Genomic DNA, 18,429 nt, shown 5'->3' on the forward strand with positions numbered 1-18,429 from the left:
TGCCCCGCGCGGCTACCGTTTGCGGGTGGCTCAATCGTTTGATCCCTTCGGCCTGGTAGGACGCGCGGTGGACGCCGCTCGGCTCGGTCTCGACGTCTACAGCTGGACCGAGCAGCAGATCGTCGGCGCCCTGCGCAAAGGCCTCAACGAACTGGAACCCGAGGACGGTGCCGACGACGTCGTCGCCGCCGCAGACGCGCCGAAATCGGCCGCCGGCGACGAGACGCTCAACTCCAAGATGAGCCAGCTGCTCAACCGGGCGCTCGACCAGAACACCGCCGGCAGCCAGACCGAGCTGTACCACCATCTGCTCGACCAGTTGGTGGCCGACGAGGCCCGCATCGTCGGCGCACTGTCCGACGGCTCCGTCTCACCCTTGGTCAACGTGTACGACCGCACCCGCAAGGCCGTCCTGGAGAACGCCGCACTGGTCGGGCGGACCGCCAACGTCGCGCTCCCGCAGATGACGCCGCAGTACGTCGGGCATTTGCTGGCGCTGCGCCTCGTGGAGATCGGTCCGGAGGATTCTGCGCTGAAAACCGAGTACGAGGTGTTGATGGCTGAGAGCATCGTCCTCAACGCGATCAAGGCCGCGTCAAAGGGTCCGCTGCCCGCCAAGGTGGATAAGCTGACGTTGACGCTGTCGCCGCTCGGCCGATCGCTGTGGGCCGCCGCCACCGCGGAGGACGACCGAGACGGGTGGCGCTGATGTCTTTGACCGAGATCCTTATCGACTTCCGCGCGCACTGGATCATCTACTTCTCGATGCCTCTGGTGGCCGCCTTCGTCGGGTGGAGCACCAAGATCGTCGCGATGGAGATGATCTATCGGCCGCTGGAGTTCAAGGGCATCGGTCCCATCGGCTGGCAGGGCATCATCCCGCGGCGGGCCGGCAAGGTCGGCTCCACCACGATCGAGCTGCTCACCGCGAATCTGCTCAAACCCGAGGAACTGCTGTCGCGGATCGACGCCAAAGAGGCAGTCGAGGTGCTGCGCGAGCCGCTGTCGGCGTCGATCAACGACATCGCCCGCGACGTCGCCGAGGAGATCCGTCCGGGGCTGTGGGATTCCCTGCCCGAGGCGGGCCGCCAGGCGATCCTCAACCGCATCCACGCCCAGGCGCCGCGCATCACCGAGAAGATGCTGAACGAGATGCAGTCGGACCTGAGCCGGTTCGTCGACCTGCAGTTCCTCGCGGTCACCACGCTGGTGCGCAACAAGGAGAAGCTCAACAAGCTGATGCGCGGCCTGTCCGACGACGCCATGGCGTTCGTCCGGCGCAGCGGCATCTACTTCGGCCTGATCATCGGTACCGCGCAGATGTTCGTCTGGGCCATCTTCAAACTGCCGTGGATCATGCCGGCCTTCGGCTTCGGTATCGGTCTGATCAGCGACTACATCGCGCTCAACATGTTGTTCCGGCCCATCAAGCCGACCAAGTACCTGGGCTTCATCAAGTTCCAGGGGCTGCTGCACGCCCAGCGCGAGAAGATCACCGCCGACTACGCCCGCATCCTCTCCGAGGACCTGTTCGCGCCCGACATCCTCTTCGACGGCATCCTCAAAGGTCCCGGCGCCGACAAGCTGTTCGCCATGATCGCGCGGGAGGTCGAGGCCGCCATCGACAACGAGGTCGGTGGCTTCACCGGCACGGTCGTGAAGTTCGCGGTCGGCACGTCGAAGTACAACGCGCTGAAGGACAGAGTCGTCGACCTGGTGGTCGAGCGGCTGCCCGCCACGCTGCTGGACGCGCAGGACTACGCCATGAGCAAGATCGACCTCGAGCGCACGATCATCGACAAGATGAATCAGCTCTCCAATGAGGAGTACGAGTCGATTCTGCGGCCGGTGTTCAAGGACGACGAACCGTTGATGATCGCCATCGGCGCCATCCTCGGTGGCTGCGTCGGTGAACTCCAGGTGCTGATGATCGAGTTCTTCACGCACTAGTGCGGTCGCGGCCCCGGCGGGTGGGTGCGCCTCGACTGCGTGATCGACGTCGACGTCGGCGGGGTACGGCTGGTCGTCGTGCTGTCGCCCCGCGGGGTGGATGTCTCGGACGTGGTGTCCGTCGTCTGCGTCGGGGGCGACACGTCGATGTCGGTCGTCGACGGGGTCACCGACGTGTAGCTGGTCGACGTCGTGGTGGTCGTGACCGCCGTGGTCGACGAGTGGACCGGGTCATTCACGATGACGGGCACCGGCGGCGGCTGTGGCTGGTTGTAGTGCCGCGTCAACCATGCCCCGGCGAAGTACAGCAACGCGATGGCCGCGAGCGCCGCGATGCTGGCACCCACGAGATGAGGGGTGCGCTCATGCCACGGCCGCTCGGTCATGGCCGGTCAGCGTAGCTGTGGAATGACTTCCGTGCTGAAGAACTCGATGTGGTCGAGATCGGCCATGTCCAGCACCTGCAGGTAGATGCGCTCGACGCCGGCCGCGATGAACGGCGCCAGCTTGTCGACGATCTCGGCCGGGGTGCCGACGGTGGGGGAGTTGCCGCGCATCTCGTCGACCTCGCGGCCGATGGCGGCGGCCCGCCGGGCGATCTCCGCCTCATCTTTGCCCGCGCACAGCACGAAAGCCGCCGAGTACGTGATGCTTTCGGGTGCACGGCCGGCTGCGTCGACGGCCGCCCGAACCCGGCCGAACTGAGTGGTCAGGGTGTCGATGTCGACGAACGGGATGTTGAACTCGGCGGCGAACTTGGCGGCCAGCGCCGGGGTCCGCTTGGCGCCGCCGCCACCGATGATCACCGGCGGGTGGGCCTGCGCCGGCTTGGGCAGGGCCGGGGAGTTCTTGACGGTGTAGTGCTTGCCCGCGAAGTCGAAGTGCTCGCCGAGCGGGGTGTCCCAGAAGCCCGTGATGATCTGCAGTTGTTCTTCCAGCCGGTCGAAGCGTTCGCCCAGGGCCGGGAACGGGATGGCGTACGCTTCGTGCTCTTCGGCGAACCACCCGGCGCCGAGGCCCAATTCCACACGGCCACCGCTCATTTCGTCGACCTGCGCGACGGCGATGGCGAGCGGCCCGGGGTACCGGAACGTCGCCGAGGTGACCATGGTGCCGAGCCGGATGGTGCTGGTCTCGCGGGCGATGCCGCCGAGCGTCACCCACGAGTCGGTGGGCCCGGGCAGCCCGTCGCCGGCCATGGCCAGGTAGTGGTCGGATCGGAAAAACGCTGAGTAGCCGAGCCTTTCGGCGGCCTGAGCGACGGCGAGCTGGTCGGCGTAGGTGGCACCCTGTTGCGGTTCGACGAATACCCGGAAGTCCATGCCGCCCAGCCTAATGAATCAGAAGGCCTTCACGCCCGCCGTCGAGACGAACATCCCGTGGCCGGTGCCGGCATTGGTGAAGCGTGTGCCCTCGGCGCCGGCGAGGATCGTCCAACCCACCGCCGAGTAGGTCTGGTAGTCGATCGTCACGGTCGGGATCGCGCCGAGATTGCCCAGGCCCCAGGACAATTTGCCATCGGCGGTGACCCGTACGCCGCGCGCGGTCTCCCCGTTCACCTGCGGCGCGTTGGCGAAGTCCGACTCGCAGTCGACGGCGGCCGCGTTGAGCTGGCACCGCGTCTGGCCGGACTTGGTCGCAATGAAGACGTAGCCGTTCTGCGGGGCGAGGGCCTGTGCGGTCGGCGGCACGGCGCTCGGTACCGGGATGGGGCTGACGGGAACCGGGCGGATCGCCTTCTCGCTCGGCGTCGGTGTGCTCGCCGCGGACGTTTCCCCGCTGGGCAGTCCCGACTTCGGGCTTCCTGGGGTGGTGCTGTCGCAGCCGGCGAGCAGTGCCACCGCCAGCGCGGCGGTGGCAGACATGGTGAGCCGTGTGTGGTTCATCGGCAATCAGGCTACGGGAGATCTGATCGCGCTGATCCAGACCGCTGCCCCGGCGCGTCCTCCTGCCTAACGTCGAACTTCCGTAGTGAACAGAGGTGGCGATGAGCAGAAAACACATATCCCCGCTCGGTGTGGTCGGCGTCGTCGCCATCGCGGTGGCCGGAGTTCTGATCGGGTTCAAGAACATTCACGGTCCGTCGCCGGATGCCCTGCTGAACGTGTCGTACGACCCGACACGCGAGCTGTATGCCGCGCTGGACCCGCAGTTCGTCGCGCAGTACCGCAAGCAGACCGGCGTCACCGTCGACATCAGCCAGTCGCACGGCGGGTCCGGCCGACAGGCGCGCAACGTCATCGACGGGACGTCGAAAGCCGGTGTGGTGTCACTGGCCTTGGTCAGTGACGTCGACAAGCTGGCCAAGCGCGGGCTGATCGCCAAGGACTGGCAGCACCGGCTGCCCAACAACTCGGTCCCCTATACGTCGACCATCGTGTTCGTGGTCCGCAAGGACAACCCGAAGAACATCCACGACTGGCCCGACCTGGTGAAGGGCGACGTCTCGGTGGTGACCCCGGACCCGCGGACGTCGGGCAACGGCAAGCTCAGCGTGCTGGCCGGGTGGGGATCGGTGACCACTCGCGGCGGCACCGAGGCGGCGGCCCACGACTACCTGGCGGCGTTGTTCAAGCACGTCGCCGTCGCCGACGAGGGCGCGCGCGGCGCGGCCACCAGCTTCGCCGTGCAGAAGATCGGCGATGTGCACCTGACGTGGGAGAACGAAGCCATCCGGGAAGTGGCCGCGGCGCCGGGCGAGCTGCAGATCGTGTATCCGCCAGTGAGTATCAAGGCCGAGCCCGCGGTGGCCTGGGTCGATGCGAACGTGGCCGGCAAGAAGACCGAGGCCTACGCGAAGGCCTACCTGAACTACCTGTTCACCGACCCGGCCCAGGATGTCATCGCGAAGTACGGGTACCGCTCGATCAACCCGCAGATCCAGGCCAGGTATCGGGCTCAGTTGCCGGATATCTCGCTGTTCCCGGTGACCGCGATCGCCAAGGACTGGGACGACGCCGCCGAAAAGTTCTTCGGCGACAACGGAATCGTCGACACCATTCATATCCCTGCGCAGCGAACGGTGGTGGGATCGTGAGCCTGCTTTCGAACCTGAAACTCAACTACGACCGCACCCTCGCCCGGCGTGATCTCATCGCCGGCCTGACGGTGGCCGCCATCGCGCTGCCGCAGGGCATGGCCTATGCCCTGATCGCCGGTGTCGACCCCAAATACGGCGTCTTCTCCGCCATCGTGGTGACGCTCGTCGCTTCGATATTCGGTTCGTCGTCACACCTGATCAACGGACCCACCAGCGCCATCTCGCTGTTGGTGTTCAGCTCATTGGCGTTCATCGATCCGGAGAACCGCACCGAACTGTTCGAGGCGCTGTTCGTACTCGGGGTGCTGGTGGGCACCATTCAGATCCTGATCTCGGTGTTCAAACTGGGTGACCTGACCCGCTACATATCGGAGTCGGTGATCGTCGGGTTCATGGCGGCAGCCGCGTTCCTACTTGCCTTGGGCCAGTTGGGAAATGCGGTCGGGGTCAAGGACCGGGGCAACGGCAACATGCAGGTGCTGTACCGCACCTACCTCACGCTGTTCCACGGCGACGCGATCAACTACCGAGCCGTCGTCCTGAGTGGCACCGCTGTCGTCGCCGCCGTCGTGCTCCGAAAGTTGGTGCAGCGCTATGGCTTGCCGCAGCTCGACATGCTTGCCGTGCTGGTCCTCGCGGCGCTGATCGCCTACTTCGCGGGCTGGTCGACACCCGGCCACGGGGGTAAGACCGCGGTGTCGATCAGCGGGAAGATTCCCGCCAGCCTGCCCGACTTCCACATTCCGGTGGTGCATTGGGAGTGGTTGCCGCACCTGTCGGAGGGCGCGTTGGCGGTCGCTTTCATCGGCTTGATCGAGGCGCTGTCGATCGCGAAAGCCATTGCGCACCAGACGCAGCAGAAGATCGACTACAACCGGCAGATCGTGGCGGAAGGGCTGGCCAACCTCGCCGGCGGCTTCTTCCAGAGCCTGCCCGGTTCGGGTTCGCTGTCGCGGTCGGCGATCAACTTCCAGGCGGGCGCGGCCACCCGGTTCTCCGGCGTCATCGCGTCGGCGGCGGTGGCCGGCGCACTGCTGTTGTTCGCGCCCCTGCTGAGCTACATCCCGAAGGCGGCGCTGGCCGGCTTGTTGCTCGTCACCGCAGTGCGTCTGGTCGATTTCCATCGACTGGTGCGCACGGTCAAAGCATCTCGCTACGACGCCGGTCTGGTGATCGTCACGGCGATCACCGGTGTGGTCATCGACCTGGACAAGGCAGTGCTGCTCGGCGTTGCGCTGTCGATCCTGCTGTTCGTGCCGCGGGCCTCGAAGCTCAAGATCGCCGAGTTGGTGGTCACGCCCGAACGCGTGGTCCGGGAGCGGGTCGGCGATGAGCCCGACAACCCGGCGGTGTTGATCTACGACATCGAAGGCGAGCTGTTCTTCGGTGCCGCACCGGAAATCGAGCACGCCCTGGACGCACTCACCGAGCGGGTCAAGGCCGAAGGCACCCAGTTCGTCGTGCTCCGTCTCAAACGGGCCCGCAACCCCGACGCGGTCGGCATCGAGCGGGTCGAGCGGTTCCTGCATGACCTGGCGGAGCTGGGCGTCACCGTCCTGCTGGCCGGCGTCCGGCCCGACATCCTGGACCTCCTCAGCAATGTCGGGCTGCGTGAGTGGTTCCCGGACGAGCGCATCTTCCCCGAAGAGGACAAGGAGTTCTCGGCAACGCTCAAGGCAGTCCGCTACGCGGAGTCACGGCTGGTTCCCGGTGGCGTCCGCAGCGGCGACGAGCTGTACTACCTCGTCTGAGGCGACTACTGCGGCAGCAGCGGCGGACGGCAGATGTTGTTGATCGGGTCCCACCACGCGCCGTCGCGGCAGTCGAGCGGCGTCGTCGAGACGGGCGGCCGGCAGCTGTTGATGTTCGGGTCCCACCAGCCGCCTGGGCAGTTCTGCACCAGCGGGGCCTGGCACCGGTTCTGCACCGGGTCCCACCACGTGCCGTTGTCGCAGTCGGCATTGCTCACGGCCGGAGCGATCGCGGCGGTGATGGCCATGGGCGCCAAGGCGGCCGCGGCGATGACGGCGGCACGCTGCAGTGACTTGTGCATGCCGCCAGCCTAAAGGGCCTCAGTTACAAGGCAAGTCGCCCGGCGTGTAGTAGGGGACCCCGGCCGGGGTGTAGCACGGCGGCCGGCCTGCGGCGGCCTGCGCGGCGGCGTCCTCGGGAGCCGCCGCGGCCACCGCCGCGCCGCCGGCGATGTTCGTGCAGCCACCGGCACTGACGTGGCGGCCGCCGACGCTGCCGCACACATCGGCGTGTGCGGCCGGGGCGCCGACGGCCGGCACGGCCGCGGACACCAGCAGGAACAGCACTGCAGCAACGGATTTCTTCATGGAAAGAGTATTGACGACTCCGTCAGTGTGGCGTCAGCTTTCCTTGTAACTGCCGTCGTCTGTCCGGGTGAAGTAGCGACCGGGCGGGGGCAGCGGGTCGCGGCGCAGCGGCCCGGCGACCGGGCGGTGCCACGGCGTCATCGGCACCTCGTCGACGACGCGGACGAACGCCGGTCGTTGTTCGGCAGGCAGGCTCGCGAGCGCCTCGTCCAGGTCGGCGGCAGAGACGTCCTGCCCGTCGACCAGGGACAGTGCCGCGACCGCCACTTCCGCGTCGTCGGCAGCGACGCCGTAGGTGTGCACCAGGTCGACGGCCGGCAGCTTGCCGATGGCCGCGGTGATGGGCAGGGACGCCACCACACCGTCGGCGGTGCGGATCTGGGTGTCGACGGAGTCGATCAGCCAGTAGTCGCCGTCGGCGTCCCGGTTGACCAGGCTGCCGCTGGAGAACCAGGCGTCGCCGGCCTCGAACAGGTTGCGTAACGGCGGCGCCGACGCGGTCGTGGCGGAACTGATCTTCACCAGCAGCAGGCCGGTCTCGTCGGCCGCACACCGGATGGCGTAGCCGTCGGCGCCCGAAACGACTTGCTGCGCTTCGGGATCCCATCGCACGACCTCGACGGTCGCGCTGCCCGGGAGCGGCCGGCCCAGCGACCCCGGCTTGGCCGGGTTGACGTTGGCCAGGATGGCCTCGCCCTCGCTGGTGGACCAGAAGTCGAGGACGCCGGCCGGGGCGAACCGGTCCAGCACCCGGCGCCACAGGCCGCGCGGCATACCGGAGCCGACGAACAGCCGCACCGAGTGGTTGCGCTCGGCGGGCTGCGGGGCGGCGTTGACCAGCGGCCGCAGCTGCGCCCACGTGTAGCAGACGATGGTCACGCCGTACCGGCGGACTTCCGTCCAGAACGTCGTCGGGTCCAGATCGGTGGCCATCGCCAGTCGGCTACCACCGGCGACGGCACCGCCGATCCCGGTCAGCAGGCCGGAGGTGTGGTAAATCGGGTTGATGCAGTAGACGGTGTCGGAGTTGTTGAGAGTCGCCGACGTCGCGGTGCCGTAGGCCGACAAACCGAAGCGGCCGTTGGTGACTCGGATGGGACGCGGGTCGTCGTCGGGGCCGCCGAAGAAGATGAACGCGAGCTCACCGGCGCGGCCCGGGTTGGGGCGGTACCAGTCGGGAATGCGTACGGCGTTGGTCTCGCCGATCTCCAGGGCCGTCAGCGTGCGGTCCCGATTGAGGTACGGGGTGTCCAACAGGAACGTGTGCAGCGGACGGCCGGCGAAGTCGGCCTCGGAATGTTCGGGGTCGGCGATGACGCGGTTGACCTTGCCGAGCTCGACCTCGCGCGCGGTATCGGCGCCGGGACGCAGCATCACGGCCACCGCGCCGATGCGGTTGAGTGCCGTCACCACCGCCAGCGCCGACGGGCGCGTGCCCATCAGCACCCCGACGTGCTCACCGGCGCGCACGCCGGCGGCGAGCAGACCGCGCACCACCGCGTCGATGCGGACCTTGTTCTCGCCGTAGGTGTAGCTGCGGTCCTCGTACATGAAGCTGACGTCGTTGGGTGCCTGCTGCGCCTGCTCATCGAACAAGAGCGCCAACGAGATTCGCGTGTTCGCATCCAATTTCCGGATGCGCGCCAGACGCGGCATCTGGCGCGACACCGTGCCGAACATGCCCCGCACGTCGCCGACCGAGCGTGCGACGGAACCGGCGACCATGCGACCGGCGTCGATCAGGGTCTGGACCCCCTCGCCCTGTCCCGCCGGCGCCGCTTCGGCGGCCGCGGACGTGGCGTCGACTTTGGTGACGTGCTCCGGCTGCGGACCCTTGCCCTCGGCATACCGCATCCAGTCAGCGACGAGAGGCCAGGTGTGCGACGTCGCGGTACTGCCCACGACCAAACCGAAATGCCCGGCGTGCAAAGTACTTTCGTAGATATCCGCGCGCGGTGCCGCGCCCAGGATTCCGCGCACCGAGGCCGGCGGGGCGATCTCGTCGACATCGCCGACGAATGCCAGAATCGGCGACGTGATGTCGGCGAGCGTCACCGGCCGTCCGGCGATGCTGAATCCGCCCCTCAGCATCCGGTTGTGAACCAGGAACTGCTGCAGGAACTCGGCGAGCGCCGGGCCGGGCCACGCCACCCAGCCGTCGTTCATCAGGTAGCGGCGTTGCCCTTCCCGGGGCAGCAGGGCATCGCGGTCGTGTAGTGCGGCCAGGAACTGCAATTGGCCCGTCACCGCTTTCACGGGATCGAGCAACTGGAACCCGAGCCGCGTCGCCCAGCCCGGCACCGACCGGCCCCGCAGCACGTTCTCCATCACGAACCCCATGCCGGGGATGGCGATCTCTGCCGGGACGCCCATCGGCGCGGTTTTGCTGAGATCGACCGGGCTGCCGAAGGTGATGACGCTGGCGATGCCGACGCTGCGCCGGTACGCCGACGTCTGGTAGCAGAACATGCCGCCCTGCGAGTAGCCCGCGAGGTGGACGTCGCCGCCCGTCAGCGTGCGCATCTCATCGATGGCCGCATCGACCGCCAGCACGTGATCACCCAGGTTGCGCTCCAGGCCGCCGGCTTCCTTCTCCGGTGAGCCGAAGTCGATGACCCACGGGTCGATGCCGTTCTCGATCAGGGTGCGGACACCGCTGGCCTGCGGCGATACGTCGAACACATCGGCGGTGAGCATCAGCGGCGGCACCAGCAGCACCTGGGGGCGGCCCGCCTCGCCGGTGGTGCGGTAGCGCCGTAGCTTGTGGATGCGGCCCTGGGCGACGACGTCGTACGGCGACGGCTCCTCGCCCGTCTCCAACCCGCCGTAGCGGGCGACTTCCAGCCAGTTACGCGTCGTCGCCACAACCCTGTCGAAGATCACGGTCCGCCCTTTCGCTCAACACTCGGTGAGGATCATGCCAAGCGGACGCGTTCACCACGGCAGTTTGACCGCCATTCGCGGCGCCGGCGGGTTGGTCGACCGCAAATGCACGTCGGTCGAGCGGATCGGATCGAGGACGCGGGTCAGGAACGTCAACTCGTCGGCGAGGACCTGCGGTTGCCACGGCTCTTCGTAGAAATCGAAATGGTCGATGGGGTACTCGACCAGATGGGCCAGGTACCCCGCCTTCTTCGCGGCGCGGCGCGCCGCATCCGGTGGAGCGATGCGGTCGTTGGCGCCGACTTGAACCAGCAGCGGGCACTCCAGCCGGCTGGCGTGGACGGTAGGCCGGTTGAACGCGACTTCCAGCACGGTGCGGGCGGCGAACTCGTTGCGCCACGTGGGGCCGGCCAGCGCGAGGTACGACTCCTCGGAACCAGGAGTGCTGAGCGGCGCGGCGCTGCCCGGCTGTCCGGCGAGTGGCAGGTAGTGCGGGCTGCGGCCGAGCCGTGCCCCCGCGGCATCGAACAGGCCGTGCGCCACCAGGCGCGCCATGTGTCCGGCGCTCGCCTCCCGAACTCCTTGCACCAGGGCGGCCAGCCCGTCGGTGGCGGGACATACGGATACCACCGCGGCCACTCGCTGGTCCGTGGCGGCGACGGCGATGACGTGTCCGCCCGAGTACGAGGTGCCCCACAGCGCGATGCGGTCGCGGTCGACGCCCGGCAGGTTCCGCGCCGCGTCGATGGCGGCGTGGTAGTCCTGGCGCTGCTTCTTGACCGAAACATCCTGGCGCGGCTCACCTTCGGAATCGCCGAAGCCCCGGTAGTCGAACAGCACCACGTCCATCCCGGCGGCCGCGAACGGCTCGGCGAACGCCATCAGTCCGGAGTCGCGGGTGCCGCCGAAGCCGTGGGCCATGACCACACACGGCCGACCGCTCTGTCCGGTCAGCGCGTCACTGTCTGCGGTCAGATGCCAGGCGGCGCAACGCTCGCCGTGGCTGATGAAAACGAACTCGGTTGTCATGATCGCTCCTTCGGTCAGACCACGGACAGCGGTGCGGCGGCGGGCGTGAAGACGAGGGCGGGATCCTCGATGGGGCCGTTGCGCAGCCGCTCCTGATCCATTTCGTAGGCATGCTTGAACGCCCACGGGCCGTAGGTGCCGCCACGGGGGAACTTCGCGACGGCCCGCTGGACGTAGCCGGAGGTCATGTCCAACAACGGAACTCGCTCCATGGTCCCGTCTTCCAGGATCGGGACCACCTTGCCGTAGCCGTGCTCGTCCATGTAGTCGAGCATGCGGCAGAAGTGCTCGCACACCAGGTCGACCTTGAGGGTCCAGGCGATGTTGGTGTAACCGACGGCGAACGCGAAATTGGGCACGCCCGACAGCATCATGGCCTTGTAGACCGTGAGGTCGGGGAGATGGAGCAGGTGCCCGTCGACGCTCAGCTCGATCTTGCCGAAGGGGATCATGTTCAATCCGGTCGCCGAGATGATGATGTCGGCGGCCAGCTCCTGCCCGGATTTCAGCAGGATGCCGTGCTTGGTGAACCGCTCGATATGGTCGGTGACGATCGAGGCCTTGCCTGACGAGACCATCTTGAACAGGTCGCCGTCGGGCACCATGGCCAGGCGCTGCTGCCACGGGTTGTACTTGGGCGTGAAGTGCGTGTCGACATCGAAATTCTTGGGCAGCTGCCGAGCCACATTGGCGATCAACAACTTTCGCATCACCTTCGGGTAGCGCATGCACATCTTGAACAGCCCGCGATTGAGCGAGATGTTCTTGCGCCGCACGATCTTGTACGCCCGCTCATGGCCCAGCACCTTGTTCAGCACGTTGGCGATCGGGTCGGACGCCGGTATCGAGAACACGTAACTCGGCGACCGCTGCAGCATGGTGACGTGCGCGGCCTTGTCGGCCATGTTCGGGATCAGCGTGACGGCGGTGGCGCCACTGCCGATGACGACGACGTTCTTACCGGTGTAGTCCAGATCCTTCGGCCACAGTTGGGGGTGGATCACCGGACCCTCGAAATCGTCGCGGCCGGGGAAGTCGGGGATATACGGGTTCTCGTAGTCGTAGTACCCGGTGCCCAGGAACAGGAAGCGCGAGGTGAAGGTCTCGGGGTGTCCGTCGTGGGTGGTGTTGACGGTCCAAAGTCCTTGCCGGGAATCGAAATTCGCCGAGTCCACGTGGTGGCCGAACCGGATGTGGCCGGCCAGGTCGTTCTCCTCGACGGTCTGTTGCAGGTAGTCGAGGATGATGTGCCCGTCGGCGATGGACTTGCGATGCGTCCACGGCTTGAAGCCGAAGCCGAAGGTCGGCATGTCCGAGTCCGAGCGGATGCCCGGGTACTGGTGCAGGCTCCAGGTGCCGCCGATCGCGTCTCGTCCCTCGAGCACCGCAAACGACGTGTCCGGGCGAAGAGTCTTGAGGTGATACGCCATTCCGATGCCGGAGATCCCGGCGCCGATGACCAGGACGTCGATGGGAGCGGTGGTTGTCATGGGCACTCCTTTGCCGGTCCGGCGGGTGTACCTGCGACGTTAGTAGCGCGGCGACGCGTCCACGCCGGGTTTTGCAGACTTGCCGCGCTTACCGCGTCCACTGCGAGTTTCGGCCCGGCCGGCGTCACCGGGCGGGGTCGCTGTCCATTGACGCCGGCACGGATCGTCGACGGTTAGGTGTGCTCGTAGTTCTTGCCGATCTGACCCGACGAGGGGCACTCGCTCCCTTCGATCCTCGCTGCGATCCTCAACGGTTAGGTCGCCTAATCACTGTCGGTCGCCTGACCGTCGCGGGCCGGGGAGTGGTCGGCCGGCGCGTCGCGCCGGCGCCGGCTTCACCTGCCGGGTGGATAGCCGAGCTAAGCGTCGACGATCCCCGCTCGCGCTGCCTGCCCCTTCCAATCCCGCTGCGGCCCTTGTGTTTAGCTGCCCTAACCGTCGACGATACCCAGTGGTCGCGATCGCCGATTCTTGTCAGTGGGCGAGCGTATGTTCGAACGTATGAGCGAATCAGATAGTGATCCCCACGCCGCGGCCGCGGCGGTCGACGCGATCACCCTGGCCACCCGGGAAGAGAACGCCGCCGGCGCCCGCCGCCTGGATGCGATCGGTGACCTGTGGGCGCTGCGAGCCCCCGACGACGACATCGAGAAACGCTATTGGGCGATCGACGGCTATGCCGGCCTGGTCGTCGAGGTCGCCGCCGCCCTGGGGGTGTCCCGCAAGCGGGCCCAAGCGCAGGTGGACCGGGCGGTGATGCTGCGCACCCGCCTGCCCAAGGTAGCGGCCATCTACGCCAAAGGCCTGATCGACGCGGTGATGGTCGCGATGATCGTCGCCCGCACCGACCTGATCATCGACGACGACGTCGCCGGCCAGGTCGACGCCGACCTGGCCGCCAAGATCGTGGCCTGGGGCCGGTTGTCGAAACCGAAAATGGAACAACGCATCGACGCCATCATCGCCGCGTCCGATCAGGCCGGGGTCCACCCACCCAAGCCCCCGTCGCAGGCCCGCTACCTGGATGTTCGTGCGTCCGGCCCGGGGTGCGCGAGCATCTGCGGCACCGTGGACGCGGCGACCGCGGCCGTGCTGGACGCCGCCATCGACGACCTCGCCAAGGGGGTGTGCCGTAACGATCCGCGCAGCCATGATCAGCGCCGCGCCGCCGCTATCGATGCCCTGGCCCGCGGGCAGCGCCTGGCATGCCGATGCGGACAGGACGACTGCCCAGCGGACACCGGCGAGCTGCCGGCCCAGACCGTCGGGACCCGCGCGGTCATCCACGTCATCGCCACACCGGAGGCAGTGAACGGGCAGGCCCCAGGATTCCTGCCCGGGTACGGACAGATCCCCGCCGAGCAGGTCGCCCACCTCGCCGAGGGCGCGATCATCCGTCAGGTGGAGATCCCGCCCGATGCGGCCGAGTCGCGGTACCGGCCCTCGGCCAAACTGGCCGAGTTCGTCCGCTGCCGGGATTTGACCTGCCGGTTCCCGGGCTGTGACCGGCCTGCGCAGGCGTGCGACCTCGACCACACCGTGCCGTACCCGGCCGGGCCGACGCACCCGTCAGACCTCAAATGCCTGTGCCGGTTCCAACAACGATTGGCAATGTAACGTTTTATCTATGACCGGCAGAAACACCAGACCAGCAACCCGCTCTTGCGGCGCGACAGAGGGGTCGGCGCAGTGATGCGCGCGGCCGTCTACCTGCGACAGTCGCTGGATCGCGAGCAGACGCAGCTGGCCATCAGCCGCCAGCGCGAGGACTGCCTGAAGCTGTGCCAGCAGCGCGGCTGGCAGCCAGTCGAGTACGTCGACAACAGCATCAGTGCATCGAGCGGCCGCGTGCGGCCGGCGTACCGCAAGATGCTGGCCGACGTCGCGGAGGGGCGAGTCGGCGCGGTTGTGGTGTGGAACCTGGACCGGTTGCACCGACGGCCGATCGAGCTGGAGCACTTCATGACGCTGGCCGACGAGCATCACCTGGCGCTGGCCACCGTCTCGGGCGACGTCGACCTGTCGACGGCACAGGGGCGTCTGATCGCCCGACTGATGGGAGGCGTCGCAGCGCACGAGACCGAACACAAGAAAGCGCGTCAGCGGCGCGCGGCACGCCAGAAGGCTGAATTGGGCAGGCCCAAGTGGCGCACCGCATTCGGGTACCTTCCCGAGACGCGGCACCGTGAGGACGACGACGGCACCCGCCAGCCCGACCCGGTGACGGCCCCACTGGTGCGTCAGGCGTACGCCGCGGTGCGGGCGGGCGCGTCTCTCAACGACATCTGCCGACTGTTCAATGATGCTGGCGCGCATGGACTTAACGGCCGACCGTGGACGCCCTCGACGGTCAGCCTGTTTCTGCGGTCACCGCGGAACGCGGGCCTGCGTAGCCACATTCACCACTGCTCGACGCTGAAATGCCCGACCGATCACCCGTGCGGCATGAACGGCAAGACCGAGATTGTCGGCCGCGGCACGTGGGAGCCGTTGGTTGATGAATTCGTATGGCGCTCAGTGCAATCGGTACTCGATGCCCCTGGCCGCCGCCCGGGCCCGAAGTCGGTGACCAAACATCTGTTGACGGGGATGCTGCTGTGCGGCAAACCCGACTGCCCGGGACGACTCGGCGGCAGATGGGTTATGTGGCAGACCGGTGGCCAGCCGGGGCGGGCCAAGGCCGGGCAGGTCAAACACCCCGGCGGCGAGCGCGGCCACTCCATCACCTACACCTGCAAGGCGTGCCGGGGCGTCTCAATGCGCGCCGACGACGTGGAACCGCTCGTGTTCGGCGTGGTGGCGGCGCGGCTGGCCGAACCCGACGCGGTCGACCTGCTCAAGCTGCCCCAGCACGACCAGGCGGCCACCGAACGGCTGCGCGACGACCGCACCGCCCTGACCGCGAAGCTGGATCGGCTGGCCATCGACTACGCGGCCGAGCTGCTGACCGCACGCCAGGTCAAAGTTGCCACCGACCAGATTCAGGCCGAGATCGACGCCATCGACCGGCAGGAACAGGACCAGGACCGGCTACGCGTCATGGACGGGCTGCCGCTGGGCACGCCCGAGGTGGCGCAGGCACTGGCCGAGCTGACGCCCGGCCGGTATCGGGCCGTGGTGGACCTGGTGTGCACCGTCACGGTGCTGCCCGTAGGCAAGGGGCGTCGGCCTGATGCCCAGCCGCGCGACCGGCTGGCGATCGACTTCCGCCAGTAGCGCCACTCCCGAACATCCCCCGCGACACGCCGTCGCGGGGGATTCTTCTGTTCTGCTCGGGTGCCGCTTGAGTGGCAACGGCTTTGACGTATCAGTCGAGCGCAACCCAGGCGGTCGTTATAGGCAACTAGACAAACATGTTGCGTGACAGCATGTTTCGTTAACTGCGGCTCAGATTGTTAATGGTCCCAGGTGGTCCCATCGGGGTACCTTCGACCGCGAAGCACACCCAACCACCATGGGCCAGTCCAAACGCCATAGGGCACAAACGAGGACAGGCAGACCATGAAACGGAGCCGTGTCCTTGGGCACTACCGACGAACCAACACGACCGCTGACCGTCGCTCAGCTGGCCCGAGAAGCGGGCTGCTGCAACAAGACAATCCGCCGCAGGATCGCCGACGGCACACTACCGGCCTTCAAGGTGGGGTGGGAATGGCGGATCCTGCGCGCCGACGCCGACGCCTTCATGGCACCAGCGCCGCCCGACCAGCGCCCCGCTCCCCGTCGGAGCGCGAAATGACCAGCCCCACAACAACGTCCGGAACAGCCGCACTGACGGACGCGGACCGCGAGTGGATCGCCAACCTGGTAGCGACGGCACCACGATTCACCACACAGCAGCGCGACCGGCTGGCCGAACTGCTGCGGCCAGTGCGGCGGGCTGGAGGTGACGGTGCGCCAACACCTTCCGCGAAATGAGCAAGGCACCGCCCCCGCAAGGCGGTGGACCTGATGTGGGGACGAGTGGACGACAAGCTGCACTCCCACCACAAGCCCCGCAAGGCAGGGCTGGAGGCGATGGGGTTGTGGGCCGTGTGCCTGTCGTACAGCGGCGATCAATTGACCGACGGATGGGTACCCGAGTGGTACGTCACAACGTGGGCGCCGGGGGTAAAGGGCAAGCGGTTGGCCGCCAACTTGGTGCAGGCGGGGCTATGGGAACCCAGCAGACGTGACGGTGAAAAAGGTTGGATGTTCCACGATTACGCGCGGTACAACCCATCTCGGGACAAGGTGCTGGCTGATCGGGAAGCTGAGCGTCTTCGGAAGGCCAAGTGGCGTGAATCTGCTGCTCTGCAGCGTGCTCGCGAGGAGGCTGACGATGCCAGCGGCACCTGAGCGTGATCGGTTGTCCCGGTGGTTGTCCGGGTCGATGTCCCGGTGGGACACCCGCCGGGAGTCCGGAGTACCCGACCCGACCCGACCCGACCCGAGTCTGTTGTTACGTCGGGTGCCCATCGTCAAAAGCTTTGCAGCGGGCGCTGCGCGCCCTCGCCACACCGTTCGCGGAACCGCTCGCAAGCTCGCGAACCCGCGACGGATCGAGCACGTCGTGCCGTCGGGTGAGCGCGCCGCGACACCCATCGAGACGGGGATGCATGAGGCCGACGGTCGTCATCGGCACTCGGCCCGACTGAAAGCCGCGACCGACAACGCAAATCAGCGACCTTGTTCAGACCCAAGGGGCGCGCAGCGTCCCGCGGGAGCAGCCGTCACCAGATCCGGGAACGGTACTAGGGCCTGGAGTTTGGCGGCGTGCTTAGCAATTGCTACCGAGGTGCCACGGTGATGCCGGGTCCAGTAGCCGACGCCTACGTCGGCGCGCTCGAGGTGCCGTGCTCGTCATGCGGGGCAGAGGTCGGCCAGTACTGCGCGACGCCCGACGGACGCCTGCGGCGCTGCCCGTGCGTGACCCGCTGCGCGTCGATCCCCGCGGAACTGAGGTCGTCGGACCCAGACGGCGATTCCGGCGCGGCAGCGACGCGCTCAGCCTCGAAATCCGCGCCGCTGCAGATGGGCTACCCCGACATCACGGAGCCGCGTCACCAGAGGAGCGATCTGTGACGGCCGACGCGCTGCTGGCGGCGCTCGGCTACCCGCCCCGGCTGGCGGGCGCGGCGTGCGTCGGCCGGCATCAGCTGTTCGACGCGACGGGCGACGACCCGGCCAGCCTGCACCGCCAGGAGCAGGCCATCGCGTTGTGCCGCGCGTGCCCGGTACTGGTGCCGTGCGCCCGCTGGCTGGATTCCCTTCCGCCACAACAACGTCCGCTCGGCATCGTCGCCGCGCGGGTCATCACCACAACGACTGGAGGACCCCGGTGACCGACAACCCCATCCACAACCCTTGCGACGTTCCCGATTCCGTGGCGCCGGGCCGCGCGGACTTCTACCGTGTCGCCGCGGCCGTCGCGGCTGACGACCGTGACGGCATCGCCCAGGTGCTGGCCGAGCTGTCGCTGCTGCACCCAGCGGCATGGCAGTCGGTGATCGGGGCGGCAGCGGCCGAGTACGTCGGACTGCTGGTGCACCTCAACGGCGGTGACGTCGACGCGGTGGCGGCCAAGCTGACGGCCGAGGCGTTCACCGCGCTGGATCACGCCAACGACGTCGCGGACCGCCACGGCCGGTAACCCGCCAGGGTCGGGGATCTGTTGGTGCCCCGCGGATCCGGCGTATGCTGCCGGGTACGCGGGTCA

Annotated in this window: 19 protein-coding genes; 11 read left to right on the top strand and 8 right to left on the bottom strand. The window is 67.6% G+C overall.

The window, feature by feature from the left end; translation table 11 throughout:
• Nucleotides 1-25 precede the first annotated feature (25 nt).
• Entirely contained in the window at nucleotides 26-709 is a 684-nt protein-coding gene (locus ACJH7A_RS15330; RefSeq protein WP_406802262.1) for an Abi-alpha family protein, read from the top strand.
• The gene (locus ACJH7A_RS15335; RefSeq protein WP_406802263.1) at nucleotides 709-1,950 is read left to right on the top strand and encodes a DUF445 domain-containing protein; all 1,242 of its coding nucleotides are present in this window, start codon (nucleotides 709-711) and stop codon (nucleotides 1,948-1,950) included. The genes ACJH7A_RS15330 and ACJH7A_RS15335 overlap by 1 nt, the downstream gene beginning before the upstream one ends.
• Here the strand turns inward: ACJH7A_RS15335 and ACJH7A_RS15340 are convergent.
• Genes ACJH7A_RS15340 through ACJH7A_RS15350 form a run of 3 tightly spaced genes read right to left on the bottom strand, consistent with a single transcriptional unit; the run spans nucleotide 1,947 to nucleotide 3,836 of the window.
• Nucleotides 1,947-2,336 (bottom strand): hypothetical protein, encoded by a 390-nt coding sequence (locus tag ACJH7A_RS15340; protein WP_060998993.1) that lies wholly within the window; start codon nucleotides 2,334-2,336, stop codon nucleotides 1,947-1,949. The genes ACJH7A_RS15335 and ACJH7A_RS15340 overlap by 4 nt on opposite strands.
• Before the next feature lie 6 nt (nucleotides 2,337-2,342).
• Complete coding sequence (locus tag ACJH7A_RS15345; protein ID WP_133428264.1) at nucleotides 2,343-3,272, bottom strand: LLM class F420-dependent oxidoreductase; 930 nt, start codon at nucleotides 3,270-3,272, stop codon at nucleotides 2,343-2,345.
• Between the two features lie 18 nt (nucleotides 3,273-3,290).
• On the bottom strand, nucleotides 3,291-3,836 hold the full coding sequence (locus tag ACJH7A_RS15350) for a hypothetical protein (protein WP_135357223.1): 546 nt from the start codon (nucleotides 3,834-3,836) through the stop codon (nucleotides 3,291-3,293).
• Between the two features lie 101 nt (nucleotides 3,837-3,937).
• Between ACJH7A_RS15350 and ACJH7A_RS15355 the strand changes: the two genes are divergently transcribed.
• Together ACJH7A_RS15355 and ACJH7A_RS15360 are read left to right on the top strand one after the other, a co-directional pair.
• Nucleotides 3,938-4,987, top strand: a complete 1,050-nt coding sequence (locus ACJH7A_RS15355; RefSeq protein ID WP_267324564.1) for a sulfate ABC transporter substrate-binding protein — start codon at nucleotides 3,938-3,940, stop codon at nucleotides 4,985-4,987.
• Nucleotides 4,984-6,741, top strand: coding sequence for a SulP family inorganic anion transporter (locus ACJH7A_RS15360; protein WP_406802264.1), 1,758 nt, complete (start codon nucleotides 4,984-4,986; stop codon nucleotides 6,739-6,741). The genes ACJH7A_RS15355 and ACJH7A_RS15360 overlap by 4 nt, the downstream gene beginning before the upstream one ends.
• Nucleotides 6,742-6,746: 5 nt before the next feature.
• On the opposite strand, the gene ACJH7A_RS15365 is transcribed toward ACJH7A_RS15360, so the two are convergent.
• Genes ACJH7A_RS15365 through ACJH7A_RS15385 form a run of 5 tightly spaced genes read right to left on the bottom strand, consistent with a single transcriptional unit; the run spans nucleotide 6,747 to nucleotide 12,731 of the window.
• Nucleotides 6,747-7,043, bottom strand: coding sequence for a hypothetical protein (locus ACJH7A_RS15365; RefSeq protein ID WP_020103971.1), 297 nt, complete (start codon nucleotides 7,041-7,043; stop codon nucleotides 6,747-6,749).
• A gap of 19 nt (nucleotides 7,044-7,062) precedes the next feature.
• Nucleotides 7,063-7,329, bottom strand: coding sequence for a hypothetical protein (locus tag ACJH7A_RS15370; RefSeq protein WP_167838060.1), 267 nt, complete (start codon nucleotides 7,327-7,329; stop codon nucleotides 7,063-7,065).
• Nucleotides 7,330-7,362: 33 nt separating this feature from the next.
• Nucleotides 7,363-10,212, bottom strand: coding sequence for an AMP-binding protein (locus tag ACJH7A_RS15375; RefSeq protein WP_406802265.1), 2,850 nt, complete (start codon nucleotides 10,210-10,212; stop codon nucleotides 7,363-7,365).
• A gap of 51 nt (nucleotides 10,213-10,263) precedes the next feature.
• Nucleotides 10,264-11,241, bottom strand: coding sequence for an alpha/beta hydrolase (locus ACJH7A_RS15380; protein ID WP_133428267.1), 978 nt, complete (start codon nucleotides 11,239-11,241; stop codon nucleotides 10,264-10,266).
• Between the two features lie 14 nt (nucleotides 11,242-11,255).
• Complete coding sequence (locus tag ACJH7A_RS15385) at nucleotides 11,256-12,731, bottom strand: NAD(P)/FAD-dependent oxidoreductase (protein WP_133428268.1); 1,476 nt, start codon at nucleotides 12,729-12,731, stop codon at nucleotides 11,256-11,258.
• 501 nt (nucleotides 12,732-13,232) lie between these two features.
• Between ACJH7A_RS15385 and ACJH7A_RS15390 the strand changes: the two genes are divergently transcribed.
• From ACJH7A_RS15390 to ACJH7A_RS15420, 7 genes are all read left to right on the top strand, one after another.
• Nucleotides 13,233-14,348, top strand: coding sequence for a DUF222 domain-containing protein (locus ACJH7A_RS15390; protein WP_406802266.1), 1,116 nt, complete (start codon nucleotides 13,233-13,235; stop codon nucleotides 14,346-14,348).
• 75 nt (nucleotides 14,349-14,423) lie between these two features.
• Nucleotides 14,424-15,947 carry a recombinase family protein gene (locus ACJH7A_RS15395; RefSeq protein ID WP_406802301.1) on the top strand — a complete coding sequence of 508 codons (1,524 nt, stop codon included), beginning with the start codon at nucleotides 14,424-14,426 and terminating at the stop codon, nucleotides 15,945-15,947.
• A gap of 298 nt (nucleotides 15,948-16,245) precedes the next feature.
• On the top strand, nucleotides 16,246-16,470 hold the full coding sequence (locus ACJH7A_RS15400) for a helix-turn-helix domain-containing protein (protein WP_406802267.1): 225 nt from the start codon (nucleotides 16,246-16,248) through the stop codon (nucleotides 16,468-16,470).
• 224 nt (nucleotides 16,471-16,694) lie between these two features.
• Nucleotides 16,695-17,069, top strand: coding sequence for a hypothetical protein (locus tag ACJH7A_RS15405; protein ID WP_406802268.1), 375 nt, complete (start codon nucleotides 16,695-16,697; stop codon nucleotides 17,067-17,069).
• A 450-nt stretch (nucleotides 17,070-17,519) separates the two neighbouring features.
• Nucleotides 17,520-17,795: a hypothetical protein gene (locus tag ACJH7A_RS15410; RefSeq protein ID WP_406802269.1), complete on the top strand. Its 276-nt coding sequence runs from the start codon at nucleotides 17,520-17,522 to the stop codon at nucleotides 17,793-17,795.
• Complete coding sequence (locus ACJH7A_RS15415) at nucleotides 17,792-18,055, top strand: hypothetical protein (RefSeq protein WP_406802270.1); 264 nt, start codon at nucleotides 17,792-17,794, stop codon at nucleotides 18,053-18,055. The genes ACJH7A_RS15410 and ACJH7A_RS15415 overlap by 4 nt, the downstream gene beginning before the upstream one ends.
• On the top strand, nucleotides 18,052-18,363 hold the full coding sequence (locus ACJH7A_RS15420) for a hypothetical protein (RefSeq protein WP_406802271.1): 312 nt from the start codon (nucleotides 18,052-18,054) through the stop codon (nucleotides 18,361-18,363). Before ACJH7A_RS15415 ends, ACJH7A_RS15420 begins: the two co-directional genes overlap by 4 nt.
• The last annotated feature ends 66 nt before the right edge of the window (nucleotides 18,364-18,429 follow it).

The organism is Mycobacterium sp. SMC-17, from assembly GCF_045310915.1.
Taxonomy (GTDB): Bacteria; Actinomycetota; Actinomycetes; order Mycobacteriales; family Mycobacteriaceae; genus Mycobacterium.